The 20,147-nt window shown below is 67.4% G+C and carries 15 protein-coding genes; 12 read left to right on the top strand and 3 right to left on the bottom strand.

The window, feature by feature from the left end; genetic code table 11:
* Window positions 1–130 precede the first annotated feature (130 nt).
* Together smc and zipA are read left to right on the top strand one after the other, a co-directional pair.
* Window positions 131–3,634, top strand: coding sequence for a chromosome segregation protein SMC (smc, locus tag AC5P8U_RS00455; RefSeq protein WP_447897194.1), 3,504 nt, complete (start codon window positions 131–133; stop codon window positions 3,632–3,634).
* 46 nt (window positions 3,635–3,680) lie between these two features.
* On the top strand, window positions 3,681–4,421 hold the full coding sequence (gene zipA, locus AC5P8U_RS00450; protein ID WP_061480035.1) for a cell division protein ZipA: 741 nt from the start codon (window positions 3,681–3,683) through the stop codon (window positions 4,419–4,421).
* Between the two features lie 93 nt (window positions 4,422–4,514).
* Here the strand turns inward: zipA and AC5P8U_RS00445 are convergent, their stop codons facing one another.
* On the bottom strand, window positions 4,515–5,639 hold the full coding sequence (locus AC5P8U_RS00445; RefSeq protein ID WP_353080291.1) for a pyridoxal phosphate-dependent aminotransferase: 1,125 nt from the start codon (window positions 5,637–5,639) through the stop codon (window positions 4,515–4,517).
* Window positions 5,640–5,895: 256 nt separating this feature from the next.
* On the opposite strand from AC5P8U_RS00445, the gene ligA reads away from it, so the two are divergent.
* The 10 genes from ligA to AC5P8U_RS00395 all read left to right on the top strand — a co-directional run bounded on the left by ligA (window position 5,896) and on the right by AC5P8U_RS00395 (window position 18,669).
* The gene (gene ligA, locus AC5P8U_RS00440) at window positions 5,896–8,367 is read left to right on the top strand and encodes an NAD-dependent DNA ligase LigA (RefSeq protein WP_404830524.1); all 2,472 of its coding nucleotides are present in this window, start codon (window positions 5,896–5,898) and stop codon (window positions 8,365–8,367) included.
* Between the two features lie 49 nt (window positions 8,368–8,416).
* Complete coding sequence (locus AC5P8U_RS00435) at window positions 8,417–8,902, top strand: GNAT family N-acetyltransferase (RefSeq protein ID WP_151355339.1); 486 nt, start codon at window positions 8,417–8,419, stop codon at window positions 8,900–8,902.
* Window positions 8,899–9,855 carry an EF-P lysine aminoacylase EpmA gene (epmA, locus tag AC5P8U_RS00430; protein WP_072168144.1) on the top strand — a complete coding sequence of 319 codons (957 nt, stop codon included), beginning with the start codon at window positions 8,899–8,901 and terminating at the stop codon, window positions 9,853–9,855. The genes AC5P8U_RS00435 and epmA overlap by 4 nt, the downstream gene beginning before the upstream one ends.
* 138 nt (window positions 9,856–9,993) lie before the next feature.
* Window positions 9,994–10,722 (top strand): DUF3011 domain-containing protein, encoded by a 729-nt coding sequence (locus AC5P8U_RS00425; protein WP_072168143.1) that lies wholly within the window; start codon window positions 9,994–9,996, stop codon window positions 10,720–10,722.
* 47 nt (window positions 10,723–10,769) lie between these two features.
* Entirely contained in the window at window positions 10,770–11,834 is a 1,065-nt protein-coding gene (gene mtnA, locus AC5P8U_RS00420; protein ID WP_111201551.1) for an S-methyl-5-thioribose-1-phosphate isomerase, read from the top strand.
* A gap of 215 nt (window positions 11,835–12,049) precedes the next feature.
* Window positions 12,050–14,764 (top strand): DNA gyrase subunit A, encoded by a 2,715-nt coding sequence (gene gyrA, locus AC5P8U_RS00415; protein ID WP_088497059.1) that lies wholly within the window; start codon window positions 12,050–12,052, stop codon window positions 14,762–14,764.
* Between the two features lie 130 nt (window positions 14,765–14,894).
* The gene (locus AC5P8U_RS00410) at window positions 14,895–17,423 is read left to right on the top strand and encodes a membrane-bound PQQ-dependent dehydrogenase, glucose/quinate/shikimate family (RefSeq protein ID WP_088497060.1); all 2,529 of its coding nucleotides are present in this window, start codon (window positions 14,895–14,897) and stop codon (window positions 17,421–17,423) included.
* A gap of 40 nt (window positions 17,424–17,463) precedes the next feature.
* Window positions 17,464–17,784, top strand: a complete 321-nt coding sequence (locus tag AC5P8U_RS00405; RefSeq protein ID WP_227836985.1) for a lysozyme inhibitor LprI family protein — start codon at window positions 17,464–17,466, stop codon at window positions 17,782–17,784.
* Between the two features lie 58 nt (window positions 17,785–17,842).
* The gene (locus AC5P8U_RS00400) at window positions 17,843–18,337 is read left to right on the top strand and encodes an XAC2610-related protein (protein ID WP_409349625.1); all 495 of its coding nucleotides are present in this window, start codon (window positions 17,843–17,845) and stop codon (window positions 18,335–18,337) included.
* A 47-nt stretch (window positions 18,338–18,384) separates the two neighbouring features.
* On the top strand, window positions 18,385–18,669 hold the full coding sequence (locus AC5P8U_RS00395; protein ID WP_495213828.1) for a hypothetical protein: 285 nt from the start codon (window positions 18,385–18,387) through the stop codon (window positions 18,667–18,669).
* Between the two features lie 294 nt (window positions 18,670–18,963).
* Here AC5P8U_RS00395 and AC5P8U_RS00390 read toward each other — a convergent pair whose 3' ends face one another.
* Together AC5P8U_RS00390 and AC5P8U_RS00385 are read right to left on the bottom strand one after the other, a co-directional pair.
* Window positions 18,964–19,371: a DUF3037 domain-containing protein gene (locus AC5P8U_RS00390; protein WP_151354651.1), complete on the bottom strand. Its 408-nt coding sequence runs from the start codon at window positions 19,369–19,371 to the stop codon at window positions 18,964–18,966.
* Window positions 19,349–20,125: a HipA family kinase gene (locus AC5P8U_RS00385; RefSeq protein WP_353762252.1), complete on the bottom strand. Its 777-nt coding sequence runs from the start codon at window positions 20,123–20,125 to the stop codon at window positions 19,349–19,351. The genes AC5P8U_RS00390 and AC5P8U_RS00385 overlap by 23 nt, the downstream gene beginning before the upstream one ends.
* Window positions 20,126–20,147 lie beyond the last annotated feature (22 nt).

Raw genomic sequence — 20,147 nt, 5'->3', positions numbered from 1 at the left:
CCCATTCGTAGAACACGGCCACATCGGTATACTCAGGGCGTCACACCCGTTCCACGGGCATCGATCCCAACAGGATCAATGACTTGGAGGGTAAACGCAGGCCGCTTGCCGGCCCCAGTCCGGAACCCCTATGCGTCTTTCCACGATCAAGCTGTCCGGCTTCAAGTCGTTCGTCGATCCGACCACCCTGCACCTGCCGACCAACATGACCGGCGTGGTGGGCCCCAATGGCTGCGGCAAGTCGAACATCATCGACGCCGTGCGCTGGGTCATGGGCGAGAGCTCGGCCAGCCGCCTGCGCGGCGACTCGCTGACCGACGTGATCTTCTCCGGTTCCAACGCCCGCAAGCCGGTGTCGCAGGCCACGGTCGAGCTGATCTTCGACAACTCCGACCACACGATCTCCGGCGAGTACGCCGCGTTCAACGAAATCTCGGTCAAGCGCACGGTCAGCCGCGACGGTACCAGCAACTACTACCTCAACGGCACCAAGTGCCGCCGCCGCGACATCACCGACCTGTTCCTCGGCACCGGCCTGGGCCCGCGCAGCTACTCGATCATCGAGCAGGGCATGATCAGCCAGATCATCGAGGCGCGCCCGGAAGACCTGCGCGTGTACCTGGAAGAGGCGGCCGGCATCTCCAAGTACAAGGAGCGCCGCAAGGAAACCGAGACCCGCATCCGCCACACCCGCGAGAACCTGGACCGGCTGGGCGACCTGCGCGACGAGATCAGCAAGCAGCTGGAGCACCTCAAGCGCCAGGCCAAGCAGGCCGAGCAGTACCAGGCCTTGCAGGAAGAGCGCCGGGTCAAGGACGCCGAGTGGAAGGCGCTGGAATTCCGCGGCCTCGACGGACGCCTGTCCAAGCTGCGCGAAGGGTTGTCGCAGGAAGAAACGCGGCTGCAGCAGCTGATTGCCGACCAGCGTGATGCCGAAGCCCGCATCGAAACCTCGCGTGCGCGGCGCGAAGAGGCTGCCGACGCGCTCAACACCGCGCAGGCGGCGGTCTACCAGGTCGGCAGTACGCTGGCGCGCCTGGAGCAGCAGATCCAGCACCAGCGCGAGCTGTCGCAGCGCCTGCACAAGGCGCGCGATGAAACGCAGCAGGCGCTGGCCGAACTGGGCCAGCACATCAGCGGCGACGAGGCCAGGCTGAGCGTGCTGCGCGAGGCGGTGGAGGCCGCCGCCCCGCAGCTGGAAGCACTGCAGGAAGAGAACGAGATCAAGCAGGAAAGCCTGCGCGAGGCTGAAGAACGGCTGGCCAGCTGGCAGCAGCGCTGGGAACAGCACACCTCGCAGAGTTCGGAGGCCTCGCGCGCCGGCGATGTCGAGCGCACGCGCGTGGACTACCTGGACAAGCAGATCCTCGATGCCGACCGGCGTCGTGAAGCCCTGGCCGCCGAGCGTGCCGGGCTGGACGTGGACGCGCTGGAAGAAGCCTTCGAGCAGCTGCACCTGCAGCACGACACGCAGAAGGCCGCGCTGGATGAACTGAGCGAAGACGTCGAGCTGCGCAAGCAGGGCGTGGCGGCGGTGCAGGAACAGCAGCGCAATGGCCAGAACGAACTGGCCGAACTGCGCAAGCAGGCCAACGGCCTGCGCGGTCGCCTGGCCTCGCTGGAAACCCTGCAGCAGGCCGCGCTGGGCCAGGAGCAGGGCGCGGCAGTCGCCTGGCTGAAGGCGCGCGGGCTGGATTCGGCGGCGCGTGTTGGCGAACGCCTGGATGTCGATGCCGGTTGGGAAAACGCGGTGGAAAGCGCGCTTGGCCAGTTGATCGAAGGCGTGCTGGTCGATGACCCGGCCAGCCTGGTCGACGCGCTGGGCGAACTGGGCGAGGGCCACATTGCACTGGTCGCCAACGATGGCGCGGACCTGAAGGTCGCGCCGACCTCGCTGGCTGCACGCGTGCGTGGCCCGGCAGCGATCCGGCGCCTGCTGGCGCACCTGCACGGTGCCAGGGATCTGGCCGAAGCCAAGGCGCTGCAGGCCAGCCTGCCCGAAGGCGATTCGATCATCACCCAGAGCGGCGAGCGCCTGGGCCGGGGCTGGCTGCGCGTGTCGCGCTCCGGTGCCGCCGAGCAGGGCGCGCTGCTGCGCGAACGTGAGATCCAGGAACTGCGCGAGCAGATCGAACAGCTGCAGGACCGCGAGGCCGAACTGGAAGACCAGCTGGCCGGTTTCCGCGAGCAGCTGCAGGCGGCCGAACAGCAGCGCGAGGACGCGCAGCGCGCGCTGTACCAGGCCCATCGCGCGGTGTCCGAACTGGCCGGCCAGTTGCAGGGCCAGCAGGGCAAGGTGGAGGCTGCACGCACGCGCATCGACCGCATCGAAGGCGAGCTGAAGCAGCTGCAGGAAACGATTGAAGCCAACAACGAGCAGGCGCGCGAAGCGCGCTCGCGGTTGGAGAACGCGGTCAGCAGCATGGGTGACCTGGAGTCGACCCGGCAGCGGCTGGAGGGCGAGCGCCGCCAGCTGACCGAGGCCCGCGACCTGGCCCGCGATGCCGCCCGTGCGGTGCGCGAGCGCGCGCATTCGCTGGCCCTGACCCTGGAATCGCAGCGTGCGCAGCTGGCCTCGTTGAGCCAGGCGCTGGAGCGCATGGGCACCCAGCGCGGGCAGCTGGATGCGCGGCTGGGCGAGCTGCATTCGCAGCTGGACGAAGGGGATTCGCCGGTCGAAGCGCTGCAGGCCGAACACCAGAACGCGCTGGAAGAGCGCGTGCGCGCCGACCGCGTGCTGACCGAGGCGCGGACGCTGCTGGACGGCATCGACGCCGAGCTGCGCAACTACGAGCAGACCCGCCACCAGCGCGACGAACAGGCGTTGGCCCAGCGCGAGCGCATTTCGCAGCGCAAGCTCGACCAGCAGGCCTTGGTGCTCAGCGCCGACACCCTGCAGGCGGCGGTGGAAAAGGCCGGCTTCGTGCTGCAGGACGTGCTCAATGCACTACCCGAGGACGCCCGCCTGGGCGACTGGGAGCAGGCCGTGCACCAGATCGACGCACGCATGCGCCGGCTGGAGCCGGTCAACCTGGCCGCCATCCACGAGTACGGCGAGGCTTCGCAGCGTTCGGACTACCTGGATTCGCAGCACGCCGACCTGACCACGGCGCTGGAAACACTTGAGGATGCCATCCGCAAGATTGATCGCGAGACCCGCGGGCGCTTCAAGGACACCTTCGACCGCGTCAATGCCGGCGTCCAGGCGCTGTATCCGCGCCTGTTCGGTGGTGGCCACGCCTACCTGGAACTGACCGGAGAAGACCTGCTCGACACGGGTGTGACCATCATGGCGCGCCCGCCGGGCAAGCGCGTGTCCAGCATTTCGCTGCTGTCCGGCGGCGAGAAGGCGATGACCGCGGTGGCGCTGGTGTTCGCCATCTTCCAGTTGAATCCCGCCCCGTTCTGCCTGCTGGACGAGGTGGACGCCCCGCTGGACGAAGCCAACGTCGGCCGCCTGGCCAACATGGTCAAGGAAATGAGCGAGAAGGTGCAGTTCCTGTTCGTCAGCCATAACAAGGCGACGATGGAGGCCGCGCACCAGCTGTCGGGCGTGACCATGCGTGAGCCGGGCGTCAGCCGCCTGGTCAGCGTGGACCTGGAAGAAGCGGCGCGATTGGCGGGCGCGGCCTGACGTGCCATCCTAGTTACCTGAATGAATTAGCCGGAGAACCTATCGAATGTCCGACACGGCACTGTTGCGCATCGGCATCCTGGCCGCCGGCCTGCTGTTGATCGCCGCGATCTTCCTGTTTGGCCGTCCGAAGAAGAAGCCCCAGGGCCGTCGCGTGGAGAACACGGAACCGGCCAGTGGCGAGCGCCGCGAACCGGTCCTGGGCGAGGACGGCGTCGTGGTGGCTGAGGGCCGCGTCGAACCGGGCATGCGCGGGGAAGGCGAGCAGGCCGAACTTGGCCTGGCCGACACTGACCCGGGCGCGGCCAACGACCTCGGCAAGCGCACTACCCAGGATTTCGACAAGATCGTCTCGCTGTTCGTGGCCGCCCGTGCCGGCGAGCAGCTGCGCGGCGAAGACATCGTGGTGGCGGCCGAGAAGACCGGCCTGGTATTCGGCCACATGAACGTGTTCCACCGCCTGGTGGAAGGCCACCCCGAGCGCGGCCCGATCTTCTCGATGGCCAGCATCATGAAGCCGGGCAGCTTCGACATGGCCAACATCCGTGCCATGGAAACCCCGGCCATCGCCTTCTTCCTGACCCTGCCGGCGCCGCTGACCGCGCTTGATGCCTGGGAGAAGATGCTGCCGACCGTGCAGCGCATGGCCGAGCTGCTCGATGGCGTGGTGCTGGATGACAGCCGCAATGCCTTGGGCCGCCAGCGCATCGCGCACATTCGCGACGAGCTGCGTGCCTACGACCGCCAGCACCAGGCACCGCCGCTGACCAAGACCCCGCGCTGGTAAAGCCTGTTGTGCCGGCCAACGGTCGGCACCCACGCCGGTAGATCCACGCCATGCATGGATGGAGCGAACCAAGGTTCGCCCCCGCCAACAGGGTCAGGCCGGTACGCCGGCCACCTTGGCGAACGCACGGCGGAATGCGGCCATCTCGTCTTCGGTGCCGACGGTCACGCGCACGCGCTGTGGCCAGATCGGCCAGCTGCGGCCAATGATCACGCCGTGGTCTGCCATCGCCTTGGCAAAGGCGGCACCGTCGCGCTGCACATCCACCACGAAGCAGTTCGCTTCCGACGGCACGCAGCTGAAACCACGCTTGCCCAGCCACGTGATGGTGGCCTGCCGCACCTGGGCATTCTGCAGGCGCCGCTGCGCGATCAACTGCGGATCCTGCAGGCTGGCCAGTGCCGCGGCCAGTGCTGGCACGGGCAGCGGGTTGTCGCCCAGGCTGGCCAGTTCGCGCAGGCGGTCGGGGTGTGCGGCCGCCACGCCCAGGCGCAGGCCGGCCATGCCGTACAGCTTGGAGAACGTGCGCAGCACGATCAGGTCATCGCGCTGCGTCACCCGGGTGATCAGGCTCGGCTGCTCGCTGTACTGCAGGTAGGCCTCGTCGACCAGCACGCGGGTCGATGCGGGCTTGTGGGCCAGCAGCCAGGCGAGCTCATCCGGTGGGCTGATCGAACCGGTCGGGTTGTTCGGATTGCACACGTACAGCAGCCCGGTCGGGCGTGCGTGCGCGGCGGCGACCATTGCACGCAGGTCATGCGCGCCGTCGTCGCGCAGCGGCACTTTCTGCACGTGCGCACCGTGTGCGGCGGCGACCTCGCCCAGCGTCTCGAAGGTCGGATCGGCGACTACCAGTCCTGCCTGCGGGCCGGTCCACACCATGGCGGCGCGGTTCAACGGCTCGCTTGAGCCGGGATAGAGGCGCACGTGGTCGGCCGGAATGCGTGCCTGCTTGATGAAGGCATCGCGCACCTGTGCAGCCAGGGCGAAGCGGTAGCGGCCGCAGCTGGCGATACTGTCGCGCGCGGCCTGCTGGGCCGCCGGCGAGGGGCCGTAGGGGCACTCGTTGAAGTTCAGCAGTACCACGCCTTCGGTGGGGGCAGGAGCGGCGGCCGTCGCGGGTTGGGTATGGCCAAGCTGCGGCAGCCCGCTGCCAGCGACGGCGAGGCCGGCACCGGCCAGTTGCAGGAAGCGTCGACGGGAAGCAGGCAGGGTCACGGGCACGATTCCGAAGGGCAGACCGTCGCACGCTAGCGCTGGTTGCGGTGGGCGGCAAGCCCGCTTTTTGTAGTACCGAGCCATGCTCGGCTGCAGGTGTGCCAACCAAGGTTGGCACCTGCCGGGGTGGGGAGAAGGTCGGCATCCACCAGGGCAGGGGAGCGCCCGTCGAGCATGGCTCGGCGCTGCGAAGGGGGGCATTACAGGGCCTGACGGCCGGGCGCGGTAGAATCCCCGGCCATCCCAGAACCACCGGATTCCGATGAGCTCCAGCCCCGCCGAACGCGCCGAAGATCTCCGCCGGCAGATCGCCCAGGCCAACCGCGCCTACCATGAGCTGGACGCCCCGGAGATCCCCGACATCGACTACGACCGGATGGTGCGCGAGCTGGAAGCACTGGAGCGCGAACATCCGGAACTGGCCCGGGCCGACAGCCCGACCCAGCAGGTCGGCGCGCGTCCCTCCGGCCGTTTCCCCGAAGTCCGCCATGCGGTGCCGATGTTGTCGCTGTCCAACGCCTTCAGCGATGAGGAAGTGGCGGATTTCGTGCGCCGCATTGACGAACGCCTGGGCCGCCGCAGCCTGCAGTTCTCGGCCGAGCCGAAGATGGACGGCCTGGCGATCAGCCTGCGCTACGAGGATGGTCATTTCGTGCTCGGCGCGACCCGCGGCGATGGCAGCACCGGCGAGGACGTGACCGCCAACCTGCGCGAGATCGGCGATGTTCCCAAGCGGCTGCACGGCAAGGACTGGCCGGACGTGCTCGAGGTGCGCGGCGAGGTCTACATGGCGCGTGCCGATTTCGAGGCCTACAACGAACGTGCGCGCCTGCACGGCGGCAAGGTGCTGGCCAACCCACGCAATGCGGCGGCTGGATCGCTGCGCCAGCTCGACCCGAAGATCAGTGCGCAGCGCAGGTTGAGCTTCTTCGCCTACGGTACCGGTGAAGTGCAGGGCGGCGAGCTGCCCGATACCCATTCGGGCACGCTGGCGCAGCTCGGCGCCTGGGGTTTCCCGGTCAGCGCGCTGTGCAAGGTGGTGGAAGGCACCGACGGCCTGCTCGGCTACTACCGCGATATCGGCGAGCGCCGCGACAGCCTGCCGTTCGATATCGATGGCGTGGTCTACAAGCTCGATGACCGTGCCGGCCAGCAGGCGATGGGCTTCGTCTCGCGCGCGCCACGCTGGGCCATCGCGCACAAGTTCCCGGCGCAGGAACAGAGCACTACCGTGGAGGCGATCGAGATCCAGATCGGCCGTACCGGTGCGGCCACGCCGGTCGCGCGCCTGGCGCCGGTGGCCGTGGCCGGCGTGATCGTGTCCAACGCCACCCTGCACAACGCCGACCAGATCGCACGCCTCGACGTGCGCGTCGGCGACAGCGTGATCGTGCGCCGCGCCGGCGACGTGATCCCGGAAGTGGTCAGCGTCATCCTCGATCGCCGCCCGCAGGGCACCACGCCCTGGCAGATGCCGACGCGCTGCCCGGTGTGCGGCTCGGAGATCGTGCGCGAGGAAGGGGCGGCCGCATGGCGCTGCTCGGGCGAGCTGTCCTGCCCGGCGCAGCGCAAGGAAGCCATCGCCCATTTCGCCTCTCGCCGCGCGATGGACATCGACGGCCTGGGCGACAAATACATTGAAACCCTGGTCGACGCTGGCATCGTCAAGAGCGTGGCCGACCTGTACCGGCTCAGTCGTGACCAGCTGCTGCACCTGAAGCTGGTGCTGGACGCTGAAGATCCCTCGGCGCTGGCCGCCGCACTGAAGCTGCACCTGCCGGCCGAAGGCAGTGGCGCGGTGCTCAATGCGGTGCTCAGGCTGGACGGCAACGATCCGGGCTGGCGCGCGCAGGCGCTGGCGCAGCCGGCCCGCTTCGAATGGAACACGAAGAAGATCGCGACCAAGTGGGCCGACAACCTGATCGCGGCCATCGACGCCAGTCGTGCCGCCACGCTGGAACGGCTGCTGTTCGCGCTGGGCATCGAGCACGTGGGCGAGAGCACGGCCAAGGCGCTGGCGCAGTGGTTCGGTGACCTGGAACTGATCCGCCACCTGCCGTGGCCATTGTTCAAGCGCGTGCCGGACATTGGTGGCGAAGTGGCGCGCTCGCTCGGCCACTTCTTCGAACAGCAGGGCAACCAGCAGGCCATCGATGACCTGCTGCAGGTCGGCCAGGTTCGCATCAGCGATGTGCACGCGCCCAGCGCGAGGCTGCGCGAGGGGCTGGACCTGGCGCAGCTGTTGGTCGAATCAGAGATTCCCGGCATCACCCGCCTGCGCGCGGAAAAACTGGTGGCCGTGTTGCCCGGTGCCCAGGCGGTGCTCGACGCCGAGCATGGGCAGTTCGTCAACGCCGGGTTGCCCGACGACACCGCGCGTGGCCTGGCCCAGTGGCTGGACAGCGAGGGCCATGGCGCGATGCTGCTGGCAGCCGAGAAGGCGATGCAGCAGATCCTGGCCAAGGCACCGGCGCTGGCCGAGATCGTGGCCGGCCCGCTGGATGGGCAGACCGTGGTGCTGACCGGCACCCTGGCCCAGCTCACCCGCGATGCCGCCAAGGAGCGCCTGGAAGCCCTCGGTGCAAAGGTCTCCGGCAGCGTCTCGAAGAAGACCAGCTTCGTGGTCGCCGGTACCGAGGCCGGCTCCAAGTTGGATAAGGCGCAATCGCTGGGCGTGCCGGTATGGGACGAAGACCGCCTGCTGGCTTATCTGGCCGAACACGAATGATGACCCCGCCGGGTGCATGGCGCCCGGCATGAAACACAAAGGAACACCGATGCAGACCGCCCCGCTGGATTTCCGCCTGGCCACCCGTGCCGACGAGGAGCTGTTGATCGCGCTGATGCGCGAGTTCTACGCCGAAGACAGGATCGACTTCGATGACGCGCGCGTGCGTCGCGGCGTGGACGCGCTGCTGGCCGATCCGCGCAATGGCGAAGTGCTGTTGTGGATGGACGAGGCGGGCGAGGTGGTCGGCTACGCGGTGATCGCGATGGGCTTCAGCCTGGAGCAGGGCGGCCACTTCATGCTGCTGGACGAACTGTACCTGAGCCATCGCGCGCGCGGTCGTGGCCGCGGCAAGCAGGCGCTGGCCATCTGCGAACAGCGCGCTCGTGCTCGTGGCGTCAGCCGCCTTCGCCTGGAAGTGAACCACCACAACGAACTGGCCCGACGCCTGTACCTGGCCAGCGGCTACATCGACGATACGCGCGATCTGCTGACCCTGCCGCTCGACCATCCGCGCCCGGAGGGCATCCTGTGAGCGAGGCCCTGCTGCGCGCGCTGCAGCAGCGCGCTGCGCTCAACGCGCTGGTGCGCCGCTTCTTTGCAGAGCGCGATGTGCTCGAGGTGGAGACGCCGATCCTGTCGGTCGCGGGCAACACCGAGCCGAACATCGACAGCTTCCATACCGACTTCACCGGCCATGTCGATGCCGGCGGACGCCGCCGCTGGCTGCGCACCTCGCCGGAGTATCCGCTCAAGCGCCTGCTCGCGGCCGGCGTGGGCGACTGCTACGAACTGGGTCGGGTATTCCGCAACGGTGAGGCCGGTGGTCGCCACAACCCGGAATTCACCATGCTGGAGTGGTATCGGGTCGGCTGGGACCACCATCGGTTGGTGCAGGAAACCGCCGAGCTGGTCGGCCAGGCGCTGGCCCTGGTGGGACGCCGTGCGACCCTGCGCGTGCTGAGTTACCGCGAGCTGTTCCAGCAGCACCTTGGCGTGGATCCGTTCGAGGCGGATGAGTCCACGCTGCGTGCCGCGTTGGGCGAGGTGCACATTGACCCGGTCGGATTGACCCGTGATGACTGGCTCGACCTGTTGATGACCCATCGTATCCAGCCGCATTTCGATGACGCGGTCATGATCGTGGTGCATGACTGGCCAGCCAGCCAGGCCGCGCTGGCACGCATCCGCGCCGGCACACCGCCGCTGGCCGAGCGTTTCGAGCTGTACCTGGGTGCAGTGGAGCTGGCCAACGGCTATCACGAACTGAACGACGCCGACGAGCAGCGCGCCCGCTTCCAGCGCGACCAGCAGCGCCGCCACGAACGTGGGCAGGTGCAGCCGCCACTGGATGAGGCGCTGCTGGCGGCGTTGCCAGCGTTGCCGGCCTGTGCCGGCGTTGCGCTGGGGATCGACCGCCTGCTGATGGCGATGAACCGCACACCCCGCATTGCAGATGTGTTGGCCTACGACTTCGCCCACGCGTGACCATCACGCGTTGCTGAACATCCCAGGCTGAACGAAACGCGGGTTCTGCGCGCTTGCGTCGGCAAGCGGGATGATGCTTTTATCACGGCCAATGCCGGACACTGGCATGCAGTTCATCCATTCCTGCTGGGGAAGGCTTTGGTCAAGTGGTTTGCGGTTGTCGCTGCACCGGTGTACTCCATCGCGCTCTGGGGTGCCTGGCTGCCGTCGCCGGCGTCGGCCCAGCAGGTGGGCTACGACGATGAAGTGGTGACCTGCGAGTCCCACGACATGGGCTGGGTGCACTGCGACATCGATGTGGCCAACGGCGTCGATCTGGTGCGCCAGCTGTCGAGCAACAGCTGCATCCGCGGTAGCGAGTGGGGCACCGACCGCAGCGGCGTGTGGGTCACCCTTGGCTGCCGCGCCGAGTTCCGTGCGCGCCGTGCGCAGGGTGCGGCACCTGCGGCAACGGAAGGCAAGCGCTTGGTGCGCCGCGTGGTGCGCTGCGAATCCAATGGCCGTCCGCAGAGCTGCCCGGTGCGCCTGGATGGCGCCCCCGTGCGCCTGCTGCGCCAGCTGTCGGTGCTGCCATGCCGCGAGGGGCAGGGCTGGGGCTACAAGCGCAATGAGATCTGGACCAGCCGTGGTTGCCAGGGCGATTTCGAGGTGGCCGACGAGGATGGCCGCTTCGTCGATGTGCCGCGTCGCCTGACCTGCGAATCGAAGTCGAAGAAGCGGCGTTTCTGCGGCGCCAGCATCTCCGTTGGCGCGGTCGTTTCCGAGCAGCTGTCGAGCACGCCCTGCGAGGAAGGCAGTACCTGGGGCTGGAGCCGCAACGGCATCTGGGTGGACGGCGGCTGCCGCGCCGAATTCTCGGTGAATTGAGCCCGGGCGGGCTCCAACGCTGCCGGGCGTGGCCCTACAATGGGCCCATGAACACTGCCTCCGACATCGACTACGCCCGTTATGACCACATCCGCCCGATCCTGTGGACCGGCGATGCCCTGCAACTGCTGGACCAGCGCAAGCTGCCGTTCGTGGTCGAGCATGTGGTCTGCCACGACAGCGACGAGGTTGCCAGCGCCATCCATGCGTTGACCGTGCGTGGCGCGCCGGCGATCGGCATTGCCGCCGCCTGGGGCGTGGTGCTGGCCGCGCGCGAGGTGCAGGCCGCAGACGGTGCGCACGCGCTGCAGCAGCTGGAACCGGCACTGCAGCGCCTGAACGCATCGCGCCCCACTGCGGTCAATCTGGCCTGGGCGCTGGCACGCATGCGCCGTTGCCTGCACGCCGCCGGCGCCGACTGGAAGGCACTGCTGGAGGCCGAAGCGCAGGCCATCGCCGAGGAAGACCTGGCCGCCAACCGCCACATGGGCGCGCTGGGCGCTGGCTTGATCGAGGCCGGCAGCGGTGTGCTGACCCACTGCAATACCGGCTCGCTGGCCACCGCCGGCTTCGGTACCGCGCTGGGCGTCATCCGCGCCGGCATGGCCCAGCACCGCATCGCGCGCGTGTTCGCCGGCGAGACCCGGCCGTGGCTGCAGGGTGCACGCCTGACCGTGTGGGAGCTGCAGCAGGACGGTATCGATGCCACCCTGATCGCCGACTCGGCGGCCTCGCACCTGATGAAGACCGGTGCCGTGCAGTGGGTGATCGTGGGCGCAGACCGCATCTGCGCCAATGGTGATACCGCCAACAAGATCGGCACCTACCAACTGGCCATTGCCGCGCGCCACCATGGCGTGAAGTTCATGGTGGTGGCGCCGTCCTCGACCGTGGACATGGAGACCGTGGACGGCAGCCAGATCGAGATCGAGCAGCGCGACCCGGGTGAGCTGTATGGCGTGGGCGGCACCCGCACCGTGGCCGAAGGCATTGCCGCCTGGAACCCGGTGTTCGACGTCACCCCGGGCGAGCTGATCGACGCCATCGTGACCGAGCGCGGGGTGATCCTGAACCCGACCGCCGAGAACATGCGCGCCGCCTTCGGCGGCTGAGGCGCAGGGGAGGGGCGGCGCGACCGACGCCCCCGGTAGTGCCGGCCGCTGGCCGGCAACCCTAAGTTCCTGATTTGTGCCGGTAAAATCCCCGTAAAGGCAGGCGGAAAACAGCCCGTTGTGGTAGTATCCACAGGTTGAATCGAGGTTCCGGCGCGACCCCCTCCCGCAGAGGGCTGCGCCGGACTGGACCGCTACCAGACAACGGAACCCGAATGGCAGAAACCGCCAAGGAAATCATCCAGGTCAACCTGGAAGACGAGATGCGCAAGAGCTACCTCGATTACGCCATGAGCGTGATCGTGGGCCGCGCGCTGCCGGATGCGCGCGACGGCCTCAAGCCGGTGCATCGTCGCGTGCTGTACGCGATGAATGAACTCAACGCGCACAGCAACAAGCCCTACTTCAAGTCGGCGCGTATCGTCGGTGACGTCATCGGTAAGTACCACCCGCATGGCGATCAGTCGGTGTACGACACGCTGGTGCGCCTGGCACAGCCGTTCTCGCTGCGCTACATGCTGGTCGACGGCCAGGGTAACTTTGGTTCGATCGACGGCGACTCCGCCGCGGCGATGCGATACACCGAGGCGCGCATGTCGCGCCTGGCGCATGAGCTGATGGCCGATATCGACAAGGAAACCGTCGATTTCCAGCCCAACTACGACGAAAAGGAACTGGAGCCGACGGTCATGCCGACCCGGTTCCCGAACCTGCTGGTCAACGGCTCGGCCGGTATCGCGGTGGGCATGGCGACCAACATCCCGCCGCACAACCTGAGCGAATCGATCAACGCCTGCATTGCGCTGATCGACAACCCGGAGATCGACGTCGACGGCCTGATGGAGTACATCCCGGGCCCGGATTTCCCGACTGCCGGCATCATCAACGGCACCGCCGGCATCGTCGCCGGCTACCGCACCGGCCGTGGCCGCGTGCGTATCCGTGCCAAGGCCGACATCGAAGTGGCCGATAACGGCCGCGAGTCGATCATCGTCACTGAAATTCCTTACCAGGTGAACAAGGCGCGTCTGATCGAGAAGATCGCCGAGCTGGTCAAGGAAAAGAAGATCGAAGGCATCAGCGAGCTGCGCGATGAGTCCGACAAGGACGGCATGCGCATCTACATCGAGATCAAGCGCGGCGAATCTGCCGAGGTTGTGCTGAACAACCTGTACCAGCAGACGCAGATGGAATCGGTGTTCGGCATCAACATGGTGGCGCTGGTCGACGGCCGCCCGCAGTTGATGAATCTGAAGCAGATGCTGGAGGCGTTCGTCCGCCACCGTCGCGAAGTGGTCACCCGCCGCACCGTGTTCGAGCTGCGCAAGGCGCGCGCCCGTGCCCACGTGCTGGAAGGCCTGACCGTCGCGCTGGCCAACATCGACGAGATGATCGAACTGATCAAGACCTCGCCGAACCCGAACGAAGCACGCGAGCGCATGCTGGCGCGCGTGTGGGAGCCGGGCCTGGTCGGTGCGATGCTGGGTGCCGCCGGTGCCGAAGCCTCGCGCCCGGAAGACCTGCCCAAGGGCGTGGGCCTGATCGAGGGCGGCTACCAGCTGACCGAGATCCAGGCCACCCAGATCCTGGAAATGCGCCTGCACCGCCTGACCGGGCTGGAGCAGGACCGCCTGACTGACGAGTACAAGCAGCTGCTGGAAGTGATCGCCGGGCTGATCCACATCCTGGAAGATCCCGACCGCCTGCTGCAGGTGATCCGCGAGGAGCTGGTCAACGTCAAGGCCGAGTTCGGTGACGAACGTCGCACCGAAATCCGCCACAGCGAAGAAGACCTGGACATCCTCGACCTGATCGCACCGGAAGACGTGGTAGTCACCGTGTCGCATGCCGGCTACGTGAAGCGCCAGCCGGTCAGCGTGTACCGCGCGCAGCGCCGCGGCGGCCGTGGTCGCAGTGCGGCGGCGACCAAGGAAGAGGATTTCATCGAACAGCTGTGGCTGGTCAACACGCACGATACGCTGCTGACGTTCACCAGTTCGGGCAAGGTGTTCTGGTTGCCGGTCTACCAGCTGCCGGAAGCGGGCTCCAACGCCCGCGGCCGTCCGATCATCAACTGGATTCCGCTGGAACCCGGCGAACGCGTGCAGGCCGTGCTGCCGGTGCGCGAGTACGCCGATGGCCAGTTCGTGTTCTTCGCCACGAAGAACGGTACGGTCAAGAAGACCCCGCTGGGCGAGTTCGCCTTCCGCCTGGCCCGCGGCAAGATCGCGATCAACCTCGATGAGGGTGATGCCCTGGTCGGCGTCGGCCTGACCGACGGCCAGCGCGACATCCTGCTGTTCGCCTCCAATGGCAAGACCGTGCGCTTCGGCGAGGACAAAGTCCGCTCGATGGGCCGTACCGCCACCGGCGTGCGTGGCATCAGGATGCCGGCCGGCGAGGAGGTGGTCAGCCTGATCGTGGCCGAAAGTGCCGGTGGCATCGAGGACGAGAACGAGGACGACAACGGTGTCGAGGAAGCCACCGCCAATGGCGATGCGGTGATCGATAGTGCCGACGATGCCAGCGTGCAGTACATCCTCACCGCCACTGAGAACGGCTACGGCAAGCGCACCCCGCTGCCGGACTACCCGCGCAAGGGCCGTGGCACGCAGGGCGTGATCGGCATCCAGACCACCGAGCGCAACGGCAAGCTGGTCGCCGCAGTGCTGATGGGCTCCCGCGACGAAGTCCTGCTGATCTCCGACGGCGGTACGCTGGTGCGTACGCGTGGCTCGGAAATCAGCCGCGTCGGCCGCAACACCCAGGGCGTGACCCTGATCCGCCTGTCCAAGGACGAGAAGCTGCAGGCGGTGGAGCGCATGGATGCCTCGATCGACGAGGACGAGGACGAGGTGGCAGTCGCCGCCCCGGCCACGACCGACGGCGCACCGGCTGCTGCCAGCAGCGAGGACGCCGCGCAGGAGTGATCCTGCCGCGAGCCTGGGTACCCGACGACGCCGGCCCTGTGCCGGCGTCGTCGTATCCGGATGCCACGCATACGCGCGCGCTTCACACAGGCGGTGGGATAACGGCGCATGCTGCCCCCGGAGATCGACGATGTCCGCCACGCCGCAGTCCGTTCCTGCTCCCGTCCGCGCCTCACGGCACCCTCTCGTTACCGTGCTGTCGCTACTGCTGGTCGTACTCGGCCTGGTCATCGGCGGGCTCGGCGCGTGGCTGCTCAGCCTGGGCGGGTCGGCGTACTACGCCATCGCCGGGGCCGGCCTTCTGGCCAGTGGCCTGTTGTTGTTCGGCAATCGCCGCAGCGGCGCGCTGCTGTACGCGCTGGTGTTCGTCGGCACGCTGCTGTGGACCTGGTGGGAGTCGGGCAACGACTACTGGCGCTGGGTGCCGCGGCTGGGCCTGGTGACCGCGCTCGGCATCGTGCTGGCGCTGCTCGCGCCGACCCTTCGCGAACCGGTTTCAAAGCGCCTGTCGCGCAGCGTGGCGGGCGTCCTGATGCTGGTGTTCGTCGCTGCCTTCGGGTTGGCGTTCGCACCGCATGGTGAAGTGGACGGGCACCAGCCGTTCCCGGAAGGCGCGGCCAGCGCCGGACTGGAACCCACGCGGGATACCACCGGCCTGCAACCGGCCGACCAGCCTGCCGAGGGAGACTGGCCGGCGTGGGGGCGCAGCAATGCAGGCACCCGCTATTCGCCACTGCAGCAGATCACCCCGGCCAACGTGGCCACGCTGCAGCCCGCCTGGCAGTTCCGCACCGGCGATATGCCGAAGAAGCGCTGGGGTGCGGAAACCACGCCGCTGAAGATCGGCGACCGCCTGTACCTGTGCACTGCCCGTAACCGCCTGATCGCGCTCGACGCCGCCAGTGGCAAGGAAGTGTGGCGCTTCGATCCGAAGGTGAAGGACGCCTCGATCCCGTACACCGCCGCCTGCCGTGGTGTGAGCTACTACGAGCAACCGGCAACGCCGATCCTGGCCGATGCCACCCTGGCCGATGCCGCGGCCGATCTGGCGTTGCCCGAACCGCCGCCCAGCGTGAGCCGCAGCGCTGCACCGGGCAGTCGTCCGGCGTGCTGGGCGCGCATCATCGAAGGCACGCTGGACGGGCGCATCATTGCAGTGGATGCAGATAGCGGCCGTCCCTGCGCGAATTTCGGCAACAACGGCCAGGTCGACATCACCCTCGGGATGGGTGAGGTGCCACCCGGCTACGTGTCGATCACCTCGCCCCCGGCCATCGTGCGCGGCGTGATCGTCACCGGCCACCAGGTGCTGGATGGTCAGCGCCGCGACGCGCCATCGGGCGTGATCCAGGCGTACGACGCGATCACCGGCAAGCTGCGCTGGGCGTGGGACATGGACCAGCCCGAGCGCAGCGGCCTGCCGCCGCATGGGCAGACCTACACCCGCGGCACGCCGAACATGTGGACCACCGCGACCGGTGATGAGGCGCTGGGGCTGGTCTATCTGCCGCTGGGCAATTCTGCGGGCGACTACTGGAGTGGCTCGCGTACGGAAAACCAGAACCGCTATGCGACGTCGCTGGTGGCGATCGATGTGGCCACTGGCAAGCCGGCCTGGCATTTCCAGGCCGTGCGCAAGGATGTGTGGGACTACGACCTCGGTTCGCAGGCCAGCCTGATCGACTACCCGACGGCGGCAGGCAAGGTGCCGGCGATCCTGCTGCCGACCAAGCAGGGTGACATCTACATTCTCGACCGCCGCAACGGCCAGCTGCTGACCGCTGCCGAAGAGCGCAAGGTGCCGGTCGGCGGTGTCGAACCGGAACAGCGTTCACCCACCCAGCTGTTCTCGCTGTACCACACGCTGCGCCGCGAGCATGATCTGACCGAGCGCGACATGTGGGGCATCACCCCGATCGACCAGCTGATCTGCCGCATCCAGTTCCGCAAGGCCTATTACGAAGGCTTCTACACGCCGCCGAGCAGTGATCGCCATTCCATCGAATACCCCGGCTACAACGGCGGTTCGGATTGGGGCAGTGTGTCCATCGACACGCGCCGCGGCGTGATCGTGGCCAACTACAACGACATGCCCAACTACAACCGGCTGGTGCCACGTGCCGAAGCCGACCGCCTGGGCTGGCTGCCGCGCGAAAAGATCCGTGCCGACAGGGGCGGTGGCGAGGGCGCCGGCGATCCGCAGGTGGGAACGCCGTATGGCATCCAGGTCAACGCTGGCTGGCGGCTGCCGTTCACGGGTCTGCTGTGCAAGCAGCCTCCCTACGGCGGCATCCGCGCCATCGACCTGCGCACCGGCAAGCTGTTGTGGGATCGTCCGTTTGGCAGTGCGCGCGGCAATGGGCCGTTCGGCATCCGTTCCGGCCTGCCGATCGAGATCGGCACGCCGAACAACGGCGGTTCGGTGGTGACCGCCAGCGGGCTGATCTTCATCGCGGCCGCCACCGATGACCTGCTGCGCGCCATCGACCTGAAGACCGGCAAGGAGCTTTGGCATGCCAAGCTGCCCGCGGGCGGGCAGGCTACGCCGATGGTGTATGAACAGGACGGACGCCAGTTCGTGGTGATCATGGCCGGCGGCCATCATTTCATGGAAACCCCGAACGGCGATTACGTGATGGCGTTTGCGCTGCCGAAATAGCGGTTGCCGGCCTGAACATGGGCGACGGGGGCCGTGACCGATGTCGCTGCCCAGTGGTGCCGAACTGATTGCCGGCGATGCACGCTTTCTGAGCCCTGCGTATGCGCCCTGCATGGGGGCCGCGGGCACCGCACTGGAGGCCCGTCGTCGTTGTGTCGACGCTGAATTCAAGGTGCGCGACGATGCGCTCAACGCCGCCTACAGTGCGGCGCGCTCCACGCTGACCGTCAGTGATCAGCAGGTGCTGCGCGATCTGCAGCGGCAATGGCTGCGCCAGCGCGACAGTCGTTGCCCGGAAGGCGGCACGGCCGTTGCCCAGCTGGATTCACAGCAGTGCCGCACGCACATGTGCCGCGCCTGACAAACAGGGCTGGATCGTCCTGCGGCCCGGCGAGGGCAGGATCACGCCTGCATTGCAGGTGGTCTTCCAGGTGGCCGACTGCGGCGGCGCCGACAACGTGACGACCTGCCGGGTGAGGAGCATGGGCGTGACCCGTGGCGGGCGCAACGTGGCGGTCACGGACGTGCAGCCGCGCCTGACCCGCGCTGGCGCCGATGCCCAGGGTGCGGTGGCCGTGCTGCTGACCGTTTCGGATTTCAATGGCGATGGCGTGCCGGACCTGCAGGTGTGGCAGGACAACAACGGTGTCTACAACGTTCCGGTGCATGCGTTCTACCTGTTCGACGCCAAGGTCAACCGCTATGTGCGTGCCAAGGCATTGGAAGCGGCCATCGGCGGGCGCGACATCGACCGTATCGACAATGGGCGGTTCGTGCTGCGCGCGAAGGTCAGCCCGTGCGCGCACGAGGACAAGGTCATCCAGCTGCGCGGAACCGGGCCGCGCACGCTGCTGCAGCGCCGCTATGACACCTGCAGGGGCGAGGCCCCTACCGAATCGGACCTGCTGAAGTAGGTCTTTCCCCGACGAACGGATGCGTTCCGGAACTGGAGAGCTGAAGGATGAGCGAAGGCTATGGAAAAGGTGGGGTGGGCTTCGGCCTGACCCGGGACCAGTCGGTCGAGATGATCGTGCGTAGCTGCATCGACAACGGCATTACTGTCCATCGGCAGATTGCCTATGTGCTGGCCACAGCGCAGCACGAATCGCGTGATTTCGCCGCGCCCGAGGAAGCGGTGCGGTACCAGATCGGCATGGGCGTGGAATCGCTGCCGCAGGAGCGGAGCGAATGGCATCGCATCGAGGCGTTCGCCGTCACGGTCGAGGTGTTGCGGCAGCGTCCCTAGCGTGGATGCAGCTGGGGTGACGACCGTCATGGACCTGGCCAATCTGCAGCAGGTGAAGCGGTTCCAGATCGTGGGCGCTGAAACGCCGGACAAGATGAAGCTCGCCCAGGCCTGCAAAGCGGAGCGCTGGTCTCACCTGCATTGCTGCAGCAGGCCACCACGACGCAGAACCACAAGGGCTGGTATGGCTTGGTTTCGTGGTGCAGGGCGAGGGTAGGGAGCACCGGTACGGCCACGAAGACGGTGCGCCTGCTTGCCGCGAACGGCAGTCGACCAGCGGTCGACTCTACCCAATCAACGTTGCTCGGTTGGTGCCGGTACCCGCACCATCTTCGTCATTAAGTGTTCCACCACACCCGCCGGGTCCGCAGTGCGGCCGACATGCGTGCTCGACATCTGCACAACCGAGCTGCGCTTGGCGGTGAGGAAGTGGAAGCGCGCACGCGCGGGCAGCTGTGCGATCGGTCCGGCGCTGGCGTCGCCACGGCAAATGGCCACGATCGCATCCAACCACGGTTGCAACGCCTCCTGATCAAGCGCTGGAGCGAACGCGTGCAGGCGTGCCGGATCGATCTCGATGGCCGCTTCCAGATGGCGCGCGCCGGGGCAGGAGACGATCACTCCGACGTTGATGAACTCCTCGCGTTCCACCCGCGGTACCACGCGGATGACCGCATAGTCATACGTGTGCAGCGTGGGCACGGACGGCCTCCTGCACGAACACCGCACGCACTTTCAGGCGGTGCTTGAGATAGTCGATGTAGCCTTGGCGATAGGCCTGCGGACTGTCGAATGCCGGCTCCTTGACCAGCCAGCTGTCCGGCACCAGGCCGACGATGCGCTCGATCTCGGCATCGCTCAGGCGCGCGGCCAGTTCGGTATCCACCTCGGCGATGCGGCTGGCGAACGACAGCAGCACATGGTCGCGGATCAGCACGAACGGCTTTTCGCAGGCATCGCCGGCATTGGCCCAGTCGTGGTGGAAGTACATCGCCGCGCCGTGGTCGATCAGGTACAGCTTGCGGTGCCACACCATCAGGTTGGGGTTGCGGGTGGTGCGATCGACATTGCTGGTGAACGCATCGAACCAGACGATGCGCGAGGCCAGGTCGGCGTCCACCGGCATCGCCGCCGGATCGTAATTGATCGCACCCGGCAGGTAGTCCAGGCCCAGGTTCAGGCCCTCGCTGGCGCGGATCAGCTCCTGGATCTCCGGGTCGGGCTCGGTTCGGGCGAACTCGCGATCCAGCTCGACGAACAGGATTTCCGGAATCGGCAGGCCCAGCGTGCGTGCCATCTCACCGGCAATCAGCTCGGCGATCAACGCCTTCGGGCCTTGGCCGGCGCCGCGGAACTTCAGCACGGCCATGCCGTCGTCGTCGGTCTCGACCACGGCGGGCAGGGAGCCGCCTTCCCGTAACGGGGTGATGTAGCGGAGGGCATGTACGGTGCGCATGGGCGCATTCTAGCGTGGGTGC

This window comes from Stenotrophomonas sp. YJH_SMC_81, assembly GCF_059370875.1.
Note: the sequence above shows the minus strand (reverse complement) of the source record. Positions and strands in the feature narration are given on the sequence as shown.

Coding starts and splice junctions, on each gene's coding strand:
- AC5P8U_RS00385 (WP_353762252.1), bottom strand. CDS start 20,125: ATGCGCACCGTACATGCCCTCCGCTACATCACCCCGTTACGGGAAGGC.
- AC5P8U_RS00435 (WP_151355339.1), top strand. CDS start 8,417: ATGCAGACCGCCCCGCTGGATTTCCGCCTGGCCACCCGTGCCGACGAG.
- AC5P8U_RS00405 (WP_227836985.1), top strand. CDS start 17,464: ATGTCGCTGCCCAGTGGTGCCGAACTGATTGCCGGCGATGCACGCTTT.
- zipA (WP_061480035.1), top strand. CDS start 3,681: ATGTCCGACACGGCACTGTTGCGCATCGGCATCCTGGCCGCCGGCCTG.
- mtnA (WP_111201551.1), top strand. CDS start 10,770: ATGAACACTGCCTCCGACATCGACTACGCCCGTTATGACCACATCCGC.
- gyrA (WP_088497059.1), top strand. CDS start 12,050: ATGGCAGAAACCGCCAAGGAAATCATCCAGGTCAACCTGGAAGACGAG.
- AC5P8U_RS00410 (WP_088497060.1), top strand. CDS start 14,895: ATGTCCGCCACGCCGCAGTCCGTTCCTGCTCCCGTCCGCGCCTCACGG.
- AC5P8U_RS00395 (WP_495213828.1), top strand. CDS start 18,385: ATGAGCGAAGGCTATGGAAAAGGTGGGGTGGGCTTCGGCCTGACCCGG.
- smc (WP_447897194.1), top strand. CDS start 131: ATGCGTCTTTCCACGATCAAGCTGTCCGGCTTCAAGTCGTTCGTCGAT.